This window comes from Novosphingobium umbonatum (genome assembly GCF_004005905.1).
GTDB classification, from domain to species: domain Bacteria; phylum Pseudomonadota; class Alphaproteobacteria; order Sphingomonadales; family Sphingomonadaceae; genus Novosphingobium; species Novosphingobium umbonatum.
Window position 1 is genome coordinate 1 of sequence record NZ_SACO01000025.1, and the last position, 20025, is coordinate 20025.

The window sequence follows — 20025 nt, forward strand, 5'->3', positions numbered from 1 at the left end:
CCGCTGGTCAGCGCGATCCGAACCGCCTCTCGCTTAAAATCTTCACTATGCTTCATCATCTCGTCGGTCTCCTGTTGCGAGCATAAAACGCTCAGGTGACCGGCACAAATCCGTTACAAGTCCAGTCGATGCCGCCTACTTTCACGAGATCGCCCATCGCGTCGCCTCCACCACGCGCTGGACTGTCAGCTACTATGGCGACGATAGTTACGCCCGCGCGCAGATCGCGAGCTTCGGCGTCGCCGCCAATCTCGTCACTTATGTGCCGCTCGCCTCTCTCTAAAGCGCCCTCAAGGCCGCCTTCCAAGAACGCTTCCTTTATCGTCGAAAGCGAGCCTTCGTTAATCCGCCCCTCATACCTGAAGCCTCCGATAGAAGCGGCGCGGTTCAGGAGCACTTTGGGATGAGCATTTCATATGCTGATCAATGAGATTGAGGTCTGTTAGTGAATGTGCAACAAGCACTGTCGAAGGCAAACGCTCTCGGGGGTGAAGTGGTTAGTTTAGTCCATCAATGGGGACCTGACGAATGGGAAGAATTCTCCCATAGCCTTTTGCAAAGCCGTCATGGTGTCTTAAACATCCATAAGGTTCCCGCAAACCACAGCGGGGATCTCGGCATCGACTATTATTGCCTGACCGACCTCGTCATTTATCAATGCTACGCGCCGGAAGAGCCGCTGGATATCGCGGTCCGCGCCGATCGTCAGAAAACTAAAATGACGACCGATCTGGGGAAGCTCGTCAAAGGCGCCGCCGACATTTCCAAGCTCATGCTCGGCCAGAAGCTAAAGACCTGGGTATTGCTCGTCCCTCAGCATGACAGCAGAGAGCTCAACCTCCATTGTGCGAAAAAGACCGGCGACATGCGGAAGCTGAAACTTTCGATTCTGGACGAAAATTTCGAAGTCTGCATTCAAGATCAAACACATTTCCCGGGTAAGGCGGTGCAGGACGCAATGGCCGGCCTCACCAACCTTTCGCTGAGCGTCTCTACGCCCAGCAAGAAGGAATTGGAAAATTGGGAGGCTGGTTCTGCTGACCTCGTCGCCAATGCTACCGTCAAACTCGCAAAGCGAGTGAGTGGTCCAGCGTTAGGTGACGTTGTGGCGCATGGCGTTGAGGCATTCCTCAGAGGAAATGCTCTCATCGAGGCGCTGCGTAATAACGCTCCCGACATGCATGAGAAAGTTACTGCCGCAATTCAGGTCCGTGCCCGCACCCTAACGTTTGCGGGCCCCCAGGGAGGAACCCTGCCCAGTAGCATCATGAATACTGAGATCGCCTCACTCACCCAGGCAATTAAAGCGGCGGCTCCAACATTGTCGGATGGCAACGCGCTTGAAATTGCGCTTGGCACTATCTCGGAATGGATCATGCGCTGCCCACTCGACTTTCCCGATGCCGCCTGAGAGCCCGTTTCTCGAAGCGCTGCAAGGCGCCAATTTCTCGTTCACTGCGCGACCCGAGCCGGTCGCTGGGGATCTGCGCATGTCGTGGGGGATTGGAGTTGTCCTTCTCAGCCTGCTCCACAGCCGTGGCAAAAAGGCGAGTTTTCTGAAATTGCAATTTCTGGCCCACTCGATCCGAACCGAAGGCAGTCGGGAGCAGGTCAACGCCGTTCTACGCGGCGAACGCAAGACAAGCGATGTTCAGGTCCGCGTCGAACCTTGGCTCAACCGGGCCGTAGCGTTCGCGCATGGCCTTAAATATGTGACAGTCAACAAGGGCAAGACGATCAGTTTGACGCCATTAGGACAGAACGTCGCCTCGGCGATTGACGTCAACTCCGAAGTTCTTCAGCGTGAGCGCGCTTTCCTCACGATCGTCGCCAAACGAGCAACTGAAGATATTGTTACCCGCATCTGGCGTATGGAGAGCCTGCTTTGACCTTACGCCTACGGCATTTGCGACTGCGTGCCTATACACAAGACGGCGCTTATGGCGCCGATTTCCCATTCGAACCGGGGCTCAACGTAATTTGGGCCGACAATACCAAGGGCAAGTCAACCAGCATGCAAGCGCTGCTCTATGTGCTTGGCATGGAGAAGATGCTCAGCCCGAGTCGAGAGGTGCCTGTACCTCACGCCCTGACGAATTACCTGCTGAAGGATGACGACAGTCGGCTTGCGGTCATCACCTCCTTTGTGGAAGTTGAAATTGAAAATGGGGCTGGGACCATCGTAACGGCTCGCCGACCGATCAAGGAGCCGGGGGTCGACACCCGCCTTGTCACGGTATGGTTCGGCGCCATGCTGAGCGAACCGACAGCAAACGCGCCTTCACGACAGTTCTTCGTGCGCGATCCAGGCGCGTTTCAACGCGAGGATGGCTTTCTCCACTTCCTCGAGGATTTCATCGACTGGGATATGCCGGTCGTTCGGAAATATGACGGCCCGGAAGGAAAACTCCCGTTAGAAACTGTCTTCCCGCTGTTCTGGGTAGAGCAAAAGAGGGGATGGTCCGCGATCCCCGCAGCCATTCCAACATACATGCGTGTCCGAGATGTCCAGAAGCGCGCGGTTGAGTTCATCATGGATCTCGACGTCCATAAGCTCGAACTCCAGCGCCAGCGCTTAAAGGAAAAGACGGACGAGAATGCGCGTAACTGGGCGGCCGTACTCGACGAGATGACGCGCGTCGCCCGGCGCGCTGGCGGTACTTTAAGCGGGCTTCCCGCGCGCCCGACGATCGATACTGATAGTCTCGAGCGGTGGACGGTCTCGCTCATTCAGGATGATCAGGCCATGGCCGTCGAAACGATCTTGGCCGGGTTGCGCGCTAGGGTCGTCGCACTCGCGCAGGCAAGGGTACCTGAGGTCGGCGAGACAGCGAACGCTCTAACTGCAGAACTTGAAACGCTTGGAAAGGAAATCGACGCGCTCAACCAACGACGCGTGGAAATTCACAAGGCGCGACAGCTTAAGGACGCCGATATCCTGTCTCTTGAGCGGCGTATAGCGCAGCTAAGAGAGGATTTGCAGAAGAATCAAGACGTTCAAAAACTTCAGCGCTACGCCGGAACCGCTGGGAATCTGACACCGGACCAATGTCCAACGTGTGAGCAGAGCCTAGTCGATGCCCTGATTTCCCAGGACGTCCTCGAAGCTGTGATGCCGATCGAAGATAACATCGAGTATGTCCGATCACAGCTCAAGATGTTTGAGGATATTCTAAAGCGAGAGCTGGATGAACAAAGGCGGCTTGGAGATCTGGGCGCGGTTGTCGTGAGCGAGACCGCACAGCTATACGCGCGCGTCCGAACGATTCGTACGGACCTAATGGGGCCATCGAACGCACCCTCTGCGGCAGCCATCGAGGAGCGTGTACGCGTTGAAGCGCGCATTCGCGATCTGGAAGGCCTAATCGCATCGCTGGGCGATACGGCAAGCCGCCTCAATATATTATCCGCAGAGTTCGCAGAATTGCTAAAGGCGATCCGGCTGCTCCCGTCCGATAAAATGACTGCTGATGACAAGGATAAGCTCGACGCACTCACAAGCTCGGTGCAAGAATTAGCCCAGGCCTTCGGGTTCACGACCTTTGCCCCCAACGAGTTGACGATCGACGAAGACAGCTATCGCCCACAAAAAGAAGGCTATGAGATCGGATTTGAAACATCAGCGAGCGATGCCATTCGTCTTAAATGGGCTTACCAGCTTGGGCTCCTAGAACTCGCTCGAGATTATACGACCAATCATCCGGGCATGCTGTTGCTCGATGAGCCGCGCCAGCAATCATCGTCGAAGGTGAGCTTCGGTCAGCTGCTTGAGCGGGCAGCAAATCACCGTGGTAAAGGTCAACAGGTGATCGTTTCCACAAGCGAAGACATCGATACATTGACACCTATTCTTGCCCGTCTGTCGTGCAATAAGATCATCTTCGATGGCTATGTGTTGCAGCCGGTAAAGACTGGACAAGGCCCTGCATCGGATTAGCTCTAGGCATCGCGCCAGCCGCTTTGCAAAGGAATGTCTGCTCACCTTCTCTGGAGCCTAAAAGGCGACGTTCCGGTCTGTCCCCACTCACGGGCGTTCTCGGCTTGTCATTTGGCGGAGGGAAAGCCGCGCGCCAACCCAGTGTGATTGGCACCCGAGGCCTTGGTCACTGGGTCAGACAATCAAAGCAGCCGAGCGACGCTGTTGCAGGAGACGGAATTCACCCCACGCGGCTGCCGCGAAAGGTAACCACTTGAAATCTATTATTTTATAATTTTTGCGATCTGTCGGGGCTCATGCCAAGCTCAATCAGCGGGCAAAAACTTTGTCACATCGGGCAAGGCCCGGTGTCAAAGGATAGGAAATGTCCAGTGACACGATAACTGGTCCTCTGGCGTCAGAACAAATCATGATTTGGCATAAACGCGTGACAAGGGTTTTATCCGATAGGCCCTGTTTTGGACAGGCTGTTTATCCGATCTTTTAATAACAGTGTTTTGTTTCGTCCGGCCAAGGGCGATAACTCCCCCGGCCGGATACATGATCAGAAGCCCATCCGCACACTTGCACCGCCCTTGGCCTCACTCTCGTCACGCAGGCGGGCGAGGATGTCGGCAGCATCGCGCGCCGGCGCATGGCGCAATTGCCGCGCCACTACCGCGAAATCGCCGGGCGTAAGATTGCGCAGGGCGGCAAGGCCCTCCGGCGGCTCCATCCCAAAGCGCTGGCGAAAGGCGCGCATCACGCGCTCTGGCCCCAGCGGCTCCAGCTTCAGCTTGAACACAAACCGGCGCAGGCTGGCCGGATCAAGCTTGTCGGCATGGTTGGTGGCAGCCACCACCGGCAGTGGATGCCGATCAAGCCAGGTCAGCAATTCATTGACCTGCCCCACCTCCCAAGAGGCGCGCGCCTGACTTCGGTCGAAGAGCAGCGAATCCGCTTCGTCGAACAGCAAGACGCCATCGCTGCGGCGCGCCTCCTCGAAAGCCTCGGCAATCGCCTTCTCCGTTTCACCCACCCATTTGGAGAGGAGATCGGAGGCACGCTTGACCAACAAAGGTCGGTCCAGCGCGCGGGCAAAATGATGGGCGAGCGCCGTTTTGCCCGTGCCCGGCGGGCCGGAGAGCAGGAGCGACACATCGCTGCCCCCGCCCGCCGCCACCGCGTCCAGCAGCGGCGCCAAAGGGCGACCTGTCTCGAACAGATCAAGGTCGATCATCTCCTCGCTGGCCAACGGCATGGGACCGCCGCGCAGGGCTTGCACCAAAGATCCCGCCGCCCGCGCGCCGCCATCCCTCTCGCCCGCCAGACGCGCCACCCGCGCCGAAACGCGCAAAACGCTGGTGGTTTCGGGCGCGACATCGATCAGCGCGGCCATTGCATCACTGGTCGTCACACCTTCGTCGCGGGCGATGTTCTGCGCCATTCGCAAAGCGGTGCTGCGCGGCGGGTGGCCCATGCGCAGCACGAAACTCATCCGGCGCAGGATGGCATCATCCACATTGCCCAGCGCGTTGGTGGTCCAGATCACCGGCAGCGGATTGGTTTCCAGCATGCGGTTGATGAAGACCTTGCTGCCCTCGCGCCGGTGCATCCAGTCGCCCTGGCTGCGCTGCGTGTCGCCGATCAGGTCTTCCATTTCGTCAAACAGCAGAATGGCGGGGCGAGTCTGTCCCGACAGCGCCCGCTGCGCCAGTTGCAGCGCCTGAACCCGGTCCCAGCGGGTGGGCTCCTCGCCATCATCGTCGGCCTCGCCAATGGCATGCAAGGGGGCCTGAGCGGCGGCGGCCAAGGCCAGCGCCAGTTCGGTCTTGCCCGTGCCAGGTGGCCCATGGATCAGGATGTTGATGCCACCCGCGCGATGGGCCAGCGCCCCCGCCAGCAAGCGGCGCAGCATATCGGCATCGGCCACATGGCCGAAATCCTCCAGCGTCAATCGCGCCTCTTGCCGCGCGCCGACCAGCAGCGAGAGCAGATCCTCACCCGCAGACGGCGCGCGGTTGAGCAGCCGGTTGAGCTGCCAGCGCAGATCGAGCCGGAGCACGCCGTCGCGGCCCAGTTCAAAACCCGCAAGCCCCATGCGCAGCACCGGGCTGCGGCGGACCGCACCCTCGGCCGTGGCGCTTTCAGCTCCGGCCAGTTCGCCCAGCAGCACGGGCATATCATGCCCATGGCGCGCAGCGATCTGCACCAAGGCCTGCACGCGAGGCAGCCGCTCGGCGGCAATTGCCAGCTGCAACAGGCGCGCATCAAACGCGGCAAAGCCCAGCAGATCGGCCAGTTCCTTGGCCGTTGCCAACCCATGCGAAGGCTCGCTGACACGCGCCTCGCTGGCGGCAAGCTTGGCGCAAATATCGGCCCAGTCCGGGGTCTCCTGCGCAACTTCATCCAGCAGCCACGGCATGTTCGGCGCTGCCCATTCGGCCAGAGCCAGCGCAAGCGCGCTCTTGGCAGGGATGCCCTGCCCTATCCGCAGCGCAAAGCTGCGGATAATTGAAAATTCGTCCATGACACGTCCCATTGACGTTCATGGCGCGCGCAGACATGCGCAGGCCATGAACCTATTTCTGCAAAAGCGGAAAATGCGCGGCGAGCTGTTCTTCAGCCCACCGTAGCGCCTATGGGACGCTTACGAGAAAGGCTGGAACAGCACGGGCGCAGAGCCCATTATGAAGCTGTATCCAAACACGGTTTTTCTCCGAGAAGACGGGCTTCATGCCCAGTCAACGGTGGCCTTATACTTCGCGCCTCATGCCCAAGGCAATAGGGTGGGGCTGAAATTTGCAGCACACGGGTCAATTCGCAAGCATCGAACAACCGGATGACGAATTTTTATTTTTAAATAGCTCCAGCCTGAGGCTTCCGCGCAATAGATGTTCAGATTGCTGCCCCATTGTAAGCAGCCCCAATCCAGCCTAGCCTGCAATCATGTCGTTTCCCCAGCCTCAAACCGAAGCCCCTTCGATCCTGCTCGACGCCTGCGCTTTTGCCACGCGGATGCACGCAGGCCAGCACCGCAAATACACTGGCGAGCCTTACGTGCTACACTGCCTTGAGGTGGCGCAAATGGTGGCAGAAGTTGGCGGCACGCCGACGATGATTGCAGCGGCCCTGCTCCATGATGTGGTCGAGGATACCGACGCGAGCATCGAGGATGTTCGAGCCCGGTTTGGGGAAGAGATCGCGCAAGCGGTTGCGTGGCTCACCGATGTCAGCCGCCCCGAGGATGGCAATCGCGCCGTCCGCAAAGCCGCCGACCGCGACCATCTGGCGCAGGCACCCGCGGATATAAAGACGGTGAAGCTGGCCGATGTCATCTCGAACACGCGCTCGATTGTCGATGATGGCGATGGATTTGCGCGGGTCTATCTGCGCGAGATTTCAGACCTGCTGGATGTGTTGACAGAGGGGCACCCCGGATTGTGGCAGAAGGCCAAGGCTGAGGTGGATCGGGGCGTGGCCAAGTGGCTGGCATGACGGCTCTTGATAGTCTGCAATTGGCAGAACATGGCGCCCAACTCTTTCGCGGCGCGGCTTTGGCGAATCTGCCCGATTTGCGAGCGGTTCTGGCCCAGCTTCCGCCCGATCAGGCAGGCATCCGCATTCATGGGGTGGAAGCGCTGCGTCCCTATCTCGCTCCAACTGGCGCCATCGGCGCTATAGCCTGCAGTGCCATCGGCACTTTGGCAAAGCCTGTCCGTGCGATCCTGTTCGACAAGAGCGCGACCACGAACTGGTCGCTGGGGTGGCATCAGGACCGCACCATCTGTGTGCGCGAACGGATTGAAGTGGCAGGCTTCGGGCCTTGGTCGATCAAGGCCGGTCTGCACCACGTTGCCCCGCCCTTCGAACTGTTGTCGCGCATGGTGACGCTGCGGGTGCATCTCGACAATGTGCCCGCCACCAATGCCCCTCTGCTGATCGCGCCCGGATCGCACCGGCGCGGGCGCGTGCCCGTGGAGTCGGTGGATCAGGTGGTGGCGGAATGTGGCATCTTTGTCTGCCTTGCCAAGGCGGGTGATGTCTGGGCCTATGTCACACCCGTGCTGCATGCCTCGGAAGCAGCCAGCCATCCCGCGCATCGCCGCGTGCTCCAGGTGGATTTCAGTGCGCATGACCTGCCGGGCGGGCTGCAATGGCTGGGTGTGTAGCCAGCTTTACCTGTGCCCTCTGAAATCCTCCCATCCCAGCCCGAACCGCGCCAGATACTTGCGCAGCCGGTCAGCATCATTGGTACTGGCGCGTTTTTCGCGAGAGGCGGCGAAGAGCTTGCGCCCTGCCTCGGAGAGCGAGCGACAGGTGGCGCAGGTCTGCACCACATAGGCCAATTGCACGCGGTCAAACGGGTCGAGATCGGCCAGCGCTTCAGAGGACAACCAGCGCTCCAACCCATCCCCGCCCTGCCCACCATCTGACCACAGGCGCTTGAGCCGCTCGATCTCCTTGGCCACGGCTTGAACATCGATCCGCCCTTTCGGCGAGAAGGTTGCCATGCGCGTGACGCTGGCGGCCAGATCACGGAAATTGCCTGACCAGCGCGCCGCCGGTGACAGTGCAAAGGCGAGATAATCGGCGCGGGCCTCCTTGTTTAAGGTCACCCGTTCGCCCTCGCGCTCGGCATAGCGGTCGAGTTCATAGTCAAGGTTGGGAGCAATGTCCTCCCGCCGTTCGGAAAGGCCGGGAAGCGCGAAGGTCCACAGGTTGAGGCGAGCATAGAGATCCTCGCGAAACGTGCCCTCCGCCACGCACGCAGCCAGATCGCGGTTGGTGCCCGCGATCAATTGAAACTCGCTCTGCGCCTCCTTGTCGGCGCCAACGGGTAGGAAGCGTTTGTCCTCAATGGCCCGCAGGATCATCGCCTGCTCGTCGAGGCCCAACTCGCCGATTTCGTCGAGGAACAGCATGCCCCCATCGGCCGAGCGCAGCAATCCGGGGCGATCCGCCGCTGCGCCAGTGAAGGCACCTTTCTTGTGGCCGAACAGCGCCGACATCGCGCTGTCGCCTCGCAGAGTGGCGCAGTTCACCTCAACAAAGCTGCCCACCATCTGGCGCTTGAGCTTTTTGAGTTCAAAGATGCGGCGGGCGAGTTGGCTCTTGCCTGCCCCGGTCGGCCCCATCAGCAGGATCGGCGCGCGGGTGCGGCTCGCCACCTGCTCGATCTCGTCGATCATCGTGTTGAAGGCGGGGTTGAGCGTTTCTATCCCTGATTTGAGGAAGGACGAGCTTTCCGCGCTCTCACTGGCAAAGCGGGTGGCGATGCTGTCGTAGCGCGACAGATCAAGGTCGATCACGCTCCATGTGCCCGCAGCTTCAGTGGTGCCGCGCTTGGGTTGGGTTTGGAGCAGGCGTCCGGGCAGATAATGCGCCTCGGTCAGCAGGAAGAGGCAGATCTGCGCGACATGGGTGCCGGTGGTGATATGCACCAGCACATCCTCGGCATCCGGATCGATCGCCAACTCCCGCGCAAAGTCGAGCAGCTTGCCGTAAACCTCCTCAAAATCCCACGCGTCGTTGAAGTCGAGGATATGCCGCTCGACCCGCGTCTCGGGCGAAACCGAGGCAATATCCTCCGCCACATAGTCCGCGAGGCGGCTGTGCAGATTGCCGTGGATCATCACGAAGCGATCCACCCGCAGATCTTCGTGCATGCACAAGCCGACCGATGGCCGCCATTTCATCCAGCGCGAGGGGCCGAATTTGGAGGCGTCGAGCGTGGAGCCAAGAAAGCTGATGACGGTGGTGGGCCTCATGCGCTAAATTTATATCAGCTTATACAAAAAGATACAAATTTCCGATCACACACCTTGCCTATGCCGCAAGGTACTGCTGCGTCTGATTTTAATATTACTCAAAATCAACAATTTGAGAATTTTTTCGGCCACAAATTCAAAACTGGCACGCCCTCTGCGGTAATTCTGGCGTCGGGTCAGTCGAACAGCCCGGCAGGCAAGCGGTAAGTGGGGCGGCCAGAATAGGCTGGCCGTCCCAAAGCCGCCAAAGCACAAGGAATTTCACCATGGCCAACCAGAGCCTTTTTGCATCGCTGACCGCCAAGGTCTGGCTGCGCGCCGATGCGGTCAATCAGGCCGGTGGCGTGGCCTATACCTATGGGCCCGAGGCCAAACTGGCGCAGCTCGCCGCGACAGGCACGCTGGCCGATGGCTTCTACGCCGGCGCCGAGGCGCAGCTGGCTGATGTGCTGGCAGCAGCCCAGGCTGTGTCGCCCGAATTTGTCGCCAAGGCTGCGGCCTATGCCCGTAAGTCTGGCGCGATGAAGGATATGCCTGCGCTGCTCACCGCCTATCTGACGGTGGCCGATCCCGATCTGGCGGTGCCCGTTTTCAAGCGGGTGATCGACAATGGCCGGATGCTGCGCAACTTCGTGCAGATCATGCGGTCTGGGCAGGTCGGGCGCACTTCGCTGGGCACGCGGCCCAAGCGTCTGGTCAAGGCGTGGTTGGAGCAAGCCTCGATGGCGCGCCTGATGCAGGCCGCCACGGGCACCAGCCCCAGCCTCGCCGATGTGGTCAAGATGGTGCACCCCTCCCCAGCGGACGCCGAGCGGCGAGCCTTCTATGGCTGGCTGATTGGAAAGCCCTATGATGTCGCGGCATTGCCCGCGCAGATTGCGGCTTTCGAGGCATGGAAGCGGGCGCCTTCGAGCGATCTGCCTGATGTGCCTTTTGAATGGCTGACGGCTTTCCCGCTCTCGGAAGAGCAGTGGGGGGTGTTGGCGGGCCGCATGGGCTGGCAGGCGCTGCGGATGAACCTCAACACCTTGGCGCGTCATGGCGCGTTTGGCGTGGCGGGCGTCACTGAAGCAGTGGCTGCGAAACTGGCCGATGCAGACACGATCGCTCGTGTGCGCCCCATGCCCTATCAGTTGATGATGGCGCTTGGTCAGGTGGGCGATGGCGTGCCACTGGCGGTGCAGGCGGCGCTCGAAAGCGCTCTGGAGGCATCGCTGGCATCTGTCCCCAAGCTGGAGGGCAGCGTCGTTGTCTGCCCCGATGTGTCGGGTTCGATGGGATGGTCGGCTACCGGCTACCGCAAGGGCGCCACTTCGAAGGTGCGCTGCATCGACATCGCTGCGCTGGTCGCCGCCGCAGTGCTGCGCCAGAACCGCGATGCTCGGGTGATCCCGTTCGAATGCGATGTGGTCAAACTGAAGCTCGATCCCCATGCCCGCGTGGCCGTGAATGCGGCGAAGCTGGCGGGGGTCGGTGGTGGTGGTACCAATGTCTCGGCTCCGCTAGCCTTGCTCAACAAAGAGCGGGCGCAGGTGGATGTGGTGGTGATTGTCTCGGACAATGAGTCCTGGGTCGATCCCTCGCGTGGCGGCGCCACGGCGACGATGGCAGAGTGGAACAAGCTGAAGGCCCGCAACCCGGGCGCGAAGCTGATCTGCATCGATATCACGCCGGGCACCACCACGCAGGCGAAAAGCCGTGCGGACATCATGAATATCGGTGGCTTCACCGATGCGGTGTTCGATGGGATGGCGCGCTTTGCCTCTGGGCAGACGCGCGATTGGGTCGAGATCGTTCAGAATACGGAGGTTTGAAGAGTTCTGGTCACGGCGAATGCCGGAAGGACTACATCTGTCGCAGGTTCGATTCCTGCCCTTGCCGCCCGGCAAGGTAGCTCAGTGGCTAGAGCAATGACGCTTTCGGGCGTGTCCTTTCCAACTATCGTCGCCGTGACCTTTCTCGCAAAATTTCAGAAATTGCCGTGGCGAATGCCGGTGGGACTACACCTCCACAAACCATAGGTCCGATGAGTAAAGCGCCCTTTTTCCAGCGATGGCCAAGGGGAGATGCGGGTTCGAACCCCGCCGCCGGAACGTAGCTTAAGGACCGTGTCTCGCCATACCTCGTCGCCACGGCAACTCAAATTCACGGCGAATGCCGGAAGGTCTACATCGATTTGTAATCGCCAGGTCGCGGGTTCGAGTCCCGTCGGGCCAACATTTGGGGGCTCGTAGCTCAGTAGGTTAGAGCAGGATCGACTTTCCAACACCTCGTCGCCGTGAACCACATTCAAAGCTGGCGAATGCCGGTGGGACTACATGGGTAGAGCGCCCGCAACCGTGCGGGAGGTCGGTGGTCCGAATCCACCCGCGGAGCAATCCGCAGTAGCTCAGGAAAAATGTCTCGCCAAACCCTCGTCGCCGGCGCCATGACTGTCAAATGGAGGTCAACCATGACCGAGACTTACGAATTTCAAAATGTTGAAGACGGCATGCCGATCAAAATGTGGACACGCGGCGTGCCGGTGGACGACAAGGCCCGCGAGCAATTGGCGCGCGCAGCCAAGATGCCTTTCATCTTCAAGCATGTCGCCGCCATGCCCGATGTCCATGTCGGCATCGGCGCCACCGTTGGCTCGGTGATCCCCACAAAGGGGGCGGTGATCCCGGCTGCAGTGGGCGTCGATATCGGCTGCGGCATGATGGCGGCGCGCACCTCGCTGATGGCGCATGATCTGCCCGACAATCTGGAAGGCATCCGCAGCGCTATCGAGCAGGCCGTGCCGCATGGACGCAGCGTCGGGCGCGGCAAGCGCGACAGCGGTTCTTGGGGCAATCCGCCTCCGGCGATCGTTGAGGCATGGGCCGCGCTGGTTTCGCGTTTTGACCGGATTTGCGAGAAGTTTCCGCGGCTCAAGAACACCAACCATCTGGTGCATCTGGGCACGCTGGGCACGGGCAATCACTTCATCGAACTGTGCCTCGATCAAGAGGCGCGGGTCTGGGTGATGCTGCATTCGGGGTCACGCGGGGTGGGCAATGCGATTGGCTCGTTCTTCATTGAACTGGCCAAGCAGGACATGCGCAAATGGCACATCAACTTGCCCGACGAGGATCTGGCCTATTTCCCCGAAGGCACCGACCATTTCGACGATTATGTCGAGGCGGTGGGCTGGGCGCAGGATTTTGCCGCGCTCAACCGGCGGATGATGATGACCAATGTCATCGCCGCGCTGCGGGGCCAAATTGCCAAGCCTTTCGAGGCCGAGTTGGAGGCGGTGAACTGCCATCACAATTATGTGACGCGCGAGAACCATTTTGGCGAAAACGTGCTCATCACCCGCAAGGGAGCGGTGCGCGCGGCCAAGGGCGTGCTGGGGATCATCCCGGGTTCGATGGGAGCCAAAAGCTTCATCGTGCGCGGCCTTGGCAATGCGGAGAGCTTTCATAGCTGCTCACATGGCGCAGGCCGTGTGATGAGCCGCAACGAGGCCAAGCGGCAGGTCAGCCTTGCCGAGCACATTGCCGACACCGAAGGCGTGGAATGCCGCAAGGATGTGGGTGTGATCGATGAAACGCCCAAGGCCTACAAGCCGATCGAAGCCGTGATGGCGGCCCAGGCCGATCTCGTCGAGATCGTCCATACTTTGAAACAGGTGGTCTGCGTGAAGGGGTAACACCCTTCACGCAAGCCCGAATTGAGAAGAACACATGATTACCATCGACGGATCGGAAGGCGAAGGCGGGGGCCAGATGGTGCGCAATTCCTGCGCGCTGTCGCTGGTCACCGGCCAGCCTTTCCGTATCACCAACATCCGCGCCAAGCGCTCCAAGCCCGGCCTGATGCGCCAGCATGTGACGGCGGTGGAGGCGGCTGCGGCCATTTCTGGCAGCGAATGCAGCGGGCTGACGGTGGGTTCCTGCGACCTCACCTTCCGCCCCGGCAAGGCGCAAGCGGGGGAATATCACTTCGCTGTTGGGACAGCTGGCAGCACGGGACTGGTGCTGCAGACGGTGCTGATGCCGCTGCTGTTGGCCGAGGGCCGCTCGCGGTTGGTGCTGGAAGGCGGCACGCACAACATGCTTGCACCGCCGTTTGACTTCATCGAGCGCTGCTTCCTGCCCATCGTCAACCGCATGGGACCGCGCGTTTCGGCGCGTCTGGTGCGGCATGGGTTTTACCCGCGCGGCGGCGGGCGGATCGAGGTGGAGATTGAACCGGCTCCGCTTGTGCCTGTCGCGTGTGTCGAACGCGGCGCTTTCCAGGGAGTCAGCGCTCAGGCGACCTATTGCGGCCTGCCCGGCGAAATCCCCCTGCGCATGCTCGAACGCGCCCGCAAGGATCTTCCCGATTGGGAGGAAGAAAGCTTTGCCATGCGCAAGCTGCCCGAAGACCAGGGCCCGGGCGTGATCCTGATGCTGGAGGCGGACTATGACCACGTCACCGAAATCGTCAGCGGTTTCGGCCAACTGGGTGTCCCTGCCGAAAAGCTCGCCAAAACGGCAGCGGCGCGGATGCTTGGGTTTTTGGATTGCGAGGCTTTTGCCGGCCCGTATTTGGCCGATCAGCTCATTCTGCCCTTCGTCTTGGCAGGCAGCGGATCCTTTACAACAGTCAAACCAAGCCAGCACCTGCGGACTGCCATCGACATTGCACAGCGATTTACCGGCAAGTCGATCAAGCTGATCCAGCAGTTTGATGGTAGCCATCTCGTTTCGGTGGAGTGATCGTCGCTCCTGCGATCTGAGCTAAATTCCGAAACGAGCCATCCCCATTGAGCCATCGGCTAAAGCTCGCCGATGACCGCAGGTGGGACAAAACGGCCAGTTGCGACGGCAACAGGTAGCGTCTGACTAGGTCGAAACCCGCCATTCATCGAACCAAGTGTGCCCTCTCACCTTCGGCTAGGTTTGGCGGCGAGCTCACCCGATCAATCGGGCTATTTTCCCAAGCACAGCCCCGATCACTTCTGGCGCCAGATTGGCGAGGCCGATCCGCACGGCATTGGGGGCATGGGCGGCCTGTACCGCAAAGGCAGAAGCGGGCGTGATAGCGATGCCTTGCGCCTTGGCGGCCGCGACCAGCGTTTCGGCTCGTTGACCTTCGGGCAGATCGATCATCAGGTGGTAAGATGAGGGATGGGCCTGCCATGTCAGGCCGCTCAACGCATTCGCGGCCTCGGCCTGACGGATTTGCGCATCGACCCGCTTGGCCTGTTCGAGTGCGGCCATTCCGCCGTCGAGCAACAGGCGCAGACAAACTTCCAGCGCAAAGCCGCTTGGCCCCCAGCCGCCGGACATAAACGACAGGGAAATCGGTTCGATCCATGGCGGCGGCGCCACGACGAAGGCCAGTGTCAGTCCCGGCCCCAGACGTTTTGACATCGCATCGAGCAGGATCGTGTGATCGGGCGCGAAAGAGACCAGCGGCGGCGGTGCATCGGCATCGAGAAAGGCATAGATCGCATCCTCGATCGCCACGACGCTCTCCAGCGATTGCAACATCTTGGCCAGCGCCGCGCGCCGCGGGGCGGGCATGGTGATGCCCAGCGGATTATGCACCGTCGGCTGTACATAGATCGCGCGCAAGGGGGCCGCGCGGTAAGCTGCCTCGACAGCTTCGGGTATCAGCCCCTGTTCGTCCATGGCCAAAGGCACGGCCACCAATCCCAGTTTGGCCGCGATGGTTTTGGCCATCGGATAGGTCATGGTCTCAAATCCTATCCGCTCTCCCGGTCTGGCCAGAGCCGAAAGCGTGGCGGCCAGCGCTTGGCGCCCATTGCCTGCAAACAGCAATTGGTTGGCCTGTGCGCGCCAACCCTGCCAGTGCATCACCTTGGCCACACTATCGCGTGTGGTGATTGTAGCGCGCACCGATGTTTCCCGCAAAATCCGCTGTATCACTTCGGGATTGGCCGCGATCTGGCGCAGGATGGAGGCCAATATCGCATGCTGATCCGGCAGGATCGGGTAGTTGGTTTCCAGATTGATCGGCAGCGCGGGTGGCTCGGCCAGCGTGGGGTGATCGGCGGGCGGAGCGGAGCGGATGAAGGAACCTCGCCCGACCTCGCCCACGATCAGCCCGCGCCGCGTCAATTCGGCATAGACCCTGCTGGCGGTGGATGGCGCAATGCCCCGGCGCCAGGCAAACTGACGCTGGGGTGGCAGGCGGTCGCCCGGTTGCAGGCGTCCCGCATCAATATCTTCGGCAATTTCCTGCGCGATGGCGCGGTAGTCTTCGGCCATAATTGCTCCGAGAACAATGTTATGATTGCACCGACTCATGCCTATGTGAGAAATCGCCCTCACGCAATCATCAGGAACATACCCATGCAAATCGCGGTTCTCACCTTCGACGGCTATAATGAGCTCGATTCCTTCATTGCTGCGGGCATCCTCAACCGGATGCGGGCCAAGGGCTGGGCAGCGCATATCACTGCGCCAACCGAAGAAGTAACCTCGATGAACGGGGTGACGGTGCGTCGTCAGCGCCCGCTCGAATTTGCCCGCGAGGCCGATGCTGTCCTGATCGGCAGCGGGATCAAGACGCGCGAGATTGCCGCTGATACGGATCTTCTGGCGCAGTTGCAGCTTGATCCGACGCGTCAGTTGATCGGAGCCCAATGTTCCGGGACGCTTCTGCTGGCCCGATTGGGTCTGGTCGGCTCGCTTCCTGCCTGCACCGATCTGACCACCAAGCCTTGGGTGATCGAGGCGGGCGTCAATGTCATTGACGCGCCCTTTGTGGCCCATGGCAATGTCGCCACCGCGGGCGGCTGTCTCGCCTCGGCCTATCTGGCGTTCTGGATGATTGCCAATGGCGGCTCGATGCAGGATGCCGTTGACGCTTTGCACTATGTCGCACCAGTGGGTGAAAAGGAACGCTACATCGATCTGGCGCGCGCGGCGGTGTCGCCTTTCGTGCCGGATCTGGTCGGGAATTGACGGATAAGGCCCATGCATGTGCCAACCGTGTTTCGGGAAAATCGCCGCGATGTTCTGGTCGAAGCAATGACGGCCCGCTCCTTTGGAGCGCTGGTTTCCACTGGTGATCGGGGCATCGCACTCTCCCATCTGCCTTTCATCTGTCGCGAGGTGGATGGGCAGGTGGAATTGCTCGCCCACCTTCACCGTCAGAACCAACAAGTGGATCACTTGTGCAGCGGCAGGGAGGTTGTGGTCAGCTTCCTGATCGATGACGCCTATATCTCACCCGGTTGGTATCCATCGAAGCAGGAAACCGGCCGCGCGGTGCCGACGTGGAATTACGTGGCGGTCGAGGCAAGGGGCATACCGCAGATCGTCGAAGACAAATCTGACCTGCTGACGTTTGTCGAAGCGGTCACCGCACGTCACGAAGCCGGGCGCGAGACACCTTGGTCATCTGCCGATGCACCAGCAGAATATATTGATGGTTTGCTTACAGGTATCGTTGGCGTCCGTATCAAAGTCCACGAACTGACCGGTGCATGGAAGCTGGGCCAGAACAAGAGCGCTTCTGACCGCAAAGGCGCAGCGCAGGGGTTGAGCGATGATCAGCGCCATTCGATGGCGAACTGGATGGCGGGTGCGAGCAGGACCTGCCTCTGAATGGAGGGCAAGTTTAGATAGGACAATCGGGAGATTTAAAGTTCTGCTTTTGCGGGCGGCAACGATCGACACAGCGCGGCGCGTGGAATGGCCGGTGTTGGCGTAGACCGACGTTTCCGGCAATGCATCGGAACGGCGATAGTTGGTCGTCAGGAGAGGTGCCCAACGGGGTGTAAAGCTCTGCGGATTGGTCGCCAGTGCTGACCTTGCCGCGACTACCCGTCGTAAGTCGAGGACATCCAGTCCTCTCGCCCATGCCGGACGCGCAGAATGATGACCTCGCCCTCATTTCCTACATCATAAATCACCAGGTGAGCCTTGTAGGGATGCACGCGAACAGGCGGCGATATTTCCTCTCGCAAGCGAGCGGCATGGGGATAGTCTGCGAGAAACGCGAAAATCGCACTCAGCCCTTCGTGATAGGCGTCGGCCTGCGGCAAGCCAAACTGCTCGATGCCTTCCAGAAAAATGGCTGTCAGATCGTCGGCTGCGGCGCGTGTTAAGTGAAAACCTGGCACAGTCAGGCTTGCAGGCCTGCCTGACTGATCGCTCGCGCCCGGATATCCGCCATCGTCTCGTCGCTCAAACCGTTGGTGCGGGCCTCATCGACAAGGCGTTGCATGGCGGCAATCTTGTCGGCGCGTTCCTGGTCACGGCGGATAAGATCGCGCACATAGTCGCTGGCATTGCTATACCGACCAGTGTCAGCTTGCGCTTCCACCCATTGCTTCATCGGATCGGGCAGTGAGATGTTCATCGTCGCCATTGCAACCTCCAAGACCAGAAGAATAGCAAGGATTGGCAAAGTTTGTCAATTAACACCCTGCCATGGCCTACCCCGCAAACAGAGGCCATTATGCAGCCGACGCCTCGCAGCATTTCCCCCAGCGGCTGCCAAACGTTCTTCCGTTGGCCAATTCTGGCTATCGGAGAATGAACATGGACATGCCTGAAACCCAATCCACATCCACCAAGCGTCAGGTCTGGAACGCAGGTCGCGCTATTCGGCGCGAAGCGGGCGCTGAAGCCGAAGCAAATTTGGGAGATCCGCTTTTACCTCAATCAGCGTCGTCGCCTTCGAGACCGGGCCTTGTTCGACCTGGCGATCGACAGCAAATTGCGTGGTTGTGATCTCGTGCGAATGAAAATCGGCGACATTGTCAGCGGCGGGCAGATCCGAACACGCGCCATCGTGATGCAGCAAAAAACCGGCCGCCCTGTGCAGTTTGAGTTGCTTCCTGATGCCCGCGCCAGTCTGCTGGCGTGGCTTGAGTGCCGTGGCGGCACGGTGGACGATTATGTCTTTCCAAGCCGGGTCGATCGCAACGGCCATCTCAGCACCCGCCAATATGCCCGGCTTGTCGATGAATGGGTGACCGGTGTGGGCCTGATGCGAAGCGAATATGGCACCCACTCGCTGCGCCGGACGAAGGCATCGATCATCTACCGGGCGACCGGCAACCTGCGCGCCGTCCAGATCCTGCTCGGTCACAGCAAGATCGAAAATACGGTGCGGTATCTTGGGATCGACGTGGAAGACGCACTTGCCCTTGCTGAGAATACCGAAATTTGAACCGTTGGCCTCCCGCTATCAGCGGGGGCCAACTTTAACGGGCGTTGGACATAGCGGGCATTCAGCAAACCTGGGTCGAACAGCAGAATCCGCCTCAAAAACAGCATTATAATGGCAAGAAAAAGCGCATCTTATGCGTGCAAGACGCTTGCTTTGCTCGGTAAAATCCAGCAGCATTTTCATTCCATGACGGCGTTTGCCATTCCATGGAATCCACGCCCAATGTCCGGGCCAACGCTTTGGCCGCATCGAACAGGCGCCCACCGATGGCTTGACCGCGATAGTCCTCGTGAACGAACAGGCAGTCGAGATGAGCCCAATAGCGAGCGCGCCACAGCGAAAAATCCACGGTTAGCGCGGCATAGCCTAACAAAGCGGCAGGGCTTGCCGCCACAATGATCCTGCTGGCAGGACTAGGCTGGTTGAGAAGATGGTGGAGATCGTCATGCGAAAGGCTTGCCTGGCCGTGTTCGAACGCGGCGTGGGCGATGATTAGCCCATAAAGGCCGGTGCAATCACCGATTTCGGCCTGACGGATGACGATCTCCATTGGCCTTTACTCCGCGCTGTCCAAGGCAAAACCTTCATCCAGCCAGCCCGTGATGCCGCCCGCCATGATCTTTACCGGCCGCCCCAGTTCTGCCAACCGCAAGGCGCCACGCGCGGCTCCGTTGCAGTGGGGCCCTGCGCAATAGGTCACAAAGACCGTTTCAGGCGCCCACTGCGCCATCTTGGAAGCAATGATCTTGCCATGCGGAAAGCTGATGGCGCCGGGCACATGGCCCTTGGCGTAAAGCGCGGGGCTGCGCACATCGAGCAGCACGAAATCGGCACCCTTGCTCAAGCTGTCATGCACATCCCAGCAATCGGTCTCAAAGCTGAACTCGGCTGCAAAGTGTTCGCGTGCGGCATCGCTGGGGGCGCAGGGAATGGCGGTTACGGCGGTGGTCATGGGCTATCTCCTTCGCCATGACATTGGCGCGAAACAGGGCTTGCTTGCAATTGGCGTAAATGACAATATACGTAAATATTATGCCAAAACGCAAATACCCACTCGTCGTCGCCCTGCTATATGATGGGCTGTGCACGTTTGAATTCGGCATTGTGGCCGAGGTGTTCGGCCTGTCCCGTCCGGAAATGGGGCCAGACTGGTATCGTTTTGCCAGCGCCGCCATC

The 20025-nt window shown here is 60.1% G+C and carries 18 protein-coding genes and 1 pseudogene; 11 read left to right on the plus strand and 8 right to left on the minus strand.

The features are described 5' to 3' along the window. Positions 1-91: 91 nt before the first annotated feature. Positions 92-397, minus strand: coding sequence for a hypothetical protein (locus EOE18_RS17650; RefSeq protein WP_127711994.1), 306 nt, complete (start codon positions 395-397; stop codon positions 92-94). Positions 398-445: 48 nt separating this feature from the next. On the opposite strand from EOE18_RS17650, the gene EOE18_RS17655 reads away from it, so the two are divergent. The 3 genes from EOE18_RS17655 to EOE18_RS17665 are packed head-to-tail and all read left to right on the plus strand — an operon-like array spanning position 446 to position 3937. Continuing rightward, on the plus strand, positions 446-1411 hold the full coding sequence (locus tag EOE18_RS17655; RefSeq protein ID WP_220446043.1) for a hypothetical protein: 966 nt from the start codon (positions 446-448) through the stop codon (positions 1409-1411). Further along, positions 1401-1889: a hypothetical protein gene (locus EOE18_RS17660; protein WP_127711996.1), complete on the plus strand. Its 489-nt coding sequence runs from the start codon at positions 1401-1403 to the stop codon at positions 1887-1889. Before EOE18_RS17655 ends, EOE18_RS17660 begins: the two co-directional genes overlap by 11 nt. Beyond that, the gene (locus EOE18_RS17665) at positions 1886-3937 is read left to right on the plus strand and encodes a coiled-coil domain-containing protein (RefSeq protein ID WP_127711998.1); all 2052 of its coding nucleotides are present in this window, start codon (positions 1886-1888) and stop codon (positions 3935-3937) included. Before EOE18_RS17660 ends, EOE18_RS17665 begins: the two co-directional genes overlap by 4 nt. A gap of 544 nt (positions 3938-4481) precedes the next feature. On the opposite strand, the gene EOE18_RS17670 is transcribed toward EOE18_RS17665, so the two are convergent. Beyond that, positions 4482-6446: an AAA family ATPase gene (locus tag EOE18_RS17670; protein ID WP_127712000.1), complete on the minus strand. Its 1965-nt coding sequence runs from the start codon at positions 6444-6446 to the stop codon at positions 4482-4484. 419 nt (positions 6447-6865) lie between these two features. Here EOE18_RS17670 and EOE18_RS17675 point away from each other — a divergent pair, with 419 nt between their 5' ends. Then, the gene (locus tag EOE18_RS17675; RefSeq protein WP_127712002.1) at positions 6866-7414 is read left to right on the plus strand and encodes an HD domain-containing protein; all 549 of its coding nucleotides are present in this window, start codon (positions 6866-6868) and stop codon (positions 7412-7414) included. Beyond that, the gene (locus EOE18_RS17680; protein WP_127712004.1) at positions 7411-8088 is read left to right on the plus strand and encodes a phytanoyl-CoA dioxygenase family protein; all 678 of its coding nucleotides are present in this window, start codon (positions 7411-7413) and stop codon (positions 8086-8088) included. Before EOE18_RS17675 ends, EOE18_RS17680 begins: the two co-directional genes overlap by 4 nt. A gap of 6 nt (positions 8089-8094) precedes the next feature. Here EOE18_RS17680 and rtcR read toward each other — a convergent pair whose 3' ends face one another. After that, complete coding sequence (rtcR, locus tag EOE18_RS17685; RefSeq protein WP_127712006.1) at positions 8095-9687, minus strand: RNA repair transcriptional activator RtcR; 1593 nt, start codon at positions 9685-9687, stop codon at positions 8095-8097. Positions 9688-9953: 266 nt separating this feature from the next. Between rtcR and EOE18_RS17690 the strand changes: the two genes are divergently transcribed. The 3 genes from EOE18_RS17690 (at position 9954) to rtcA (ending at position 14414) form a co-directional block, all read left to right on the plus strand. Further along, positions 9954-11501, plus strand: coding sequence for a vWA domain-containing protein (locus EOE18_RS17690; protein WP_127712008.1), 1548 nt, complete (start codon positions 9954-9956; stop codon positions 11499-11501). A 638-nt stretch (positions 11502-12139) separates the two neighbouring features. After that, the gene (locus EOE18_RS17695) at positions 12140-13363 is read left to right on the plus strand and encodes an RtcB family protein (RefSeq protein ID WP_127712010.1); all 1224 of its coding nucleotides are present in this window, start codon (positions 12140-12142) and stop codon (positions 13361-13363) included. A 34-nt stretch (positions 13364-13397) separates the two neighbouring features. After that, positions 13398-14414 carry an RNA 3'-terminal phosphate cyclase gene (gene rtcA, locus EOE18_RS17700; RefSeq protein WP_127712012.1) on the plus strand — a complete coding sequence of 339 codons (1017 nt, stop codon included), beginning with the start codon at positions 13398-13400 and terminating at the stop codon, positions 14412-14414. A 195-nt stretch (positions 14415-14609) separates the two neighbouring features. Here the strand turns inward: rtcA and EOE18_RS17705 are convergent, their stop codons facing one another. After that, on the minus strand, positions 14610-15932 hold the full coding sequence (locus tag EOE18_RS17705; protein WP_127712014.1) for an aminotransferase-like domain-containing protein: 1323 nt from the start codon (positions 15930-15932) through the stop codon (positions 14610-14612). 84 nt (positions 15933-16016) lie between these two features. Here EOE18_RS17705 and EOE18_RS17710 point away from each other — a divergent pair, with 84 nt between their 5' ends. After that, a complete protein-coding gene (locus EOE18_RS17710; protein ID WP_127712016.1) occupies positions 16017-16631 on the plus strand; it encodes a DJ-1/PfpI family protein in 615 nt (204 codons plus the stop codon). 12 nt (positions 16632-16643) lie between these two features. Then, positions 16644-17276, plus strand: coding sequence for an FMN-binding negative transcriptional regulator (locus EOE18_RS17715; RefSeq protein ID WP_127712017.1), 633 nt, complete (start codon positions 16644-16646; stop codon positions 17274-17276). Positions 17277-17491: 215 nt separating this feature from the next. On the opposite strand, the gene EOE18_RS17720 is transcribed toward EOE18_RS17715, so the two are convergent. Further along, positions 17492-17794, minus strand: a complete 303-nt coding sequence (locus tag EOE18_RS17720; protein ID WP_127712019.1) for a type II toxin-antitoxin system RelE/ParE family toxin — start codon at positions 17792-17794, stop codon at positions 17492-17494. A 2-nt stretch (positions 17795-17796) separates the two neighbouring features. Further along, complete coding sequence (locus EOE18_RS17725; RefSeq protein WP_127712021.1) at positions 17797-18042, minus strand: type II toxin-antitoxin system ParD family antitoxin; 246 nt, start codon at positions 18040-18042, stop codon at positions 17797-17799. A 173-nt stretch (positions 18043-18215) separates the two neighbouring features. On the opposite strand from EOE18_RS17725, the pseudogene EOE18_RS17730 reads away from it, so the two are divergent. Further along, positions 18216-18849: pseudogene (locus tag EOE18_RS17730) on the plus strand (tyrosine-type recombinase/integrase). A gap of 106 nt (positions 18850-18955) precedes the next feature. Here the strand turns inward: EOE18_RS17730 and EOE18_RS17735 are convergent. Continuing rightward, the gene (locus tag EOE18_RS17735; protein WP_127712023.1) at positions 18956-19399 is read right to left on the minus strand and encodes a GNAT family N-acetyltransferase; all 444 of its coding nucleotides are present in this window, start codon (positions 19397-19399) and stop codon (positions 18956-18958) included. 6 nt (positions 19400-19405) lie between these two features. Next, entirely contained in the window at positions 19406-19801 is a 396-nt protein-coding gene (locus EOE18_RS17740; protein ID WP_127712025.1) for a rhodanese-like domain-containing protein, read from the minus strand. Positions 19802-20025 lie beyond the last annotated feature (224 nt).

Bases quoted from the DNA above. Each gene is read 5' to 3' on its own strand.
- EOE18_RS17660 (WP_127711996.1), top strand. From the start codon at position 1,401: ATGCCGCCTGAGAGCCCGTTTCTCGAAGCGCTGCAAGGCGCCAATTTC.
- EOE18_RS17670 (WP_127712000.1), bottom strand. From the start codon at position 6,446: ATGGACGAATTTTCAATTATCCGCAGCTTTGCGCTGCGGATAGGGCAG.
- EOE18_RS17675 (WP_127712002.1), top strand. From the start codon at position 6,866: ATGTCGTTTCCCCAGCCTCAAACCGAAGCCCCTTCGATCCTGCTCGAC.
- EOE18_RS17680 (WP_127712004.1), top strand. From the start codon at position 7,411: ATGACGGCTCTTGATAGTCTGCAATTGGCAGAACATGGCGCCCAACTC.
- rtcR (WP_127712006.1), bottom strand. From the start codon at position 9,687: ATGAGGCCCACCACCGTCATCAGCTTTCTTGGCTCCACGCTCGACGCC.
- EOE18_RS17690 (WP_127712008.1), top strand. From the start codon at position 9,954: ATGGCCAACCAGAGCCTTTTTGCATCGCTGACCGCCAAGGTCTGGCTG.
- EOE18_RS17695 (WP_127712010.1), top strand. From the start codon at position 12,140: ATGACCGAGACTTACGAATTTCAAAATGTTGAAGACGGCATGCCGATC.
- rtcA (WP_127712012.1), top strand. From the start codon at position 13,398: ATGATTACCATCGACGGATCGGAAGGCGAAGGCGGGGGCCAGATGGTG.
- EOE18_RS17705 (WP_127712014.1), bottom strand. From the start codon at position 15,932: ATGGCCGAAGACTACCGCGCCATCGCGCAGGAAATTGCCGAAGATATT.
- EOE18_RS17710 (WP_127712016.1), top strand. From the start codon at position 16,017: ATGCAAATCGCGGTTCTCACCTTCGACGGCTATAATGAGCTCGATTCC.
- EOE18_RS17715 (WP_127712017.1), top strand. From the start codon at position 16,644: ATGCATGTGCCAACCGTGTTTCGGGAAAATCGCCGCGATGTTCTGGTC.
- EOE18_RS17725 (WP_127712021.1), bottom strand. From the start codon at position 18,042: ATGGCGACGATGAACATCTCACTGCCCGATCCGATGAAGCAATGGGTG.
- EOE18_RS17735 (WP_127712023.1), bottom strand. From the start codon at position 19,399: ATGGAGATCGTCATCCGTCAGGCCGAAATCGGTGATTGCACCGGCCTT.
- EOE18_RS17740 (WP_127712025.1), bottom strand. From the start codon at position 19,801: ATGACCACCGCCGTAACCGCCATTCCCTGCGCCCCCAGCGATGCCGCA.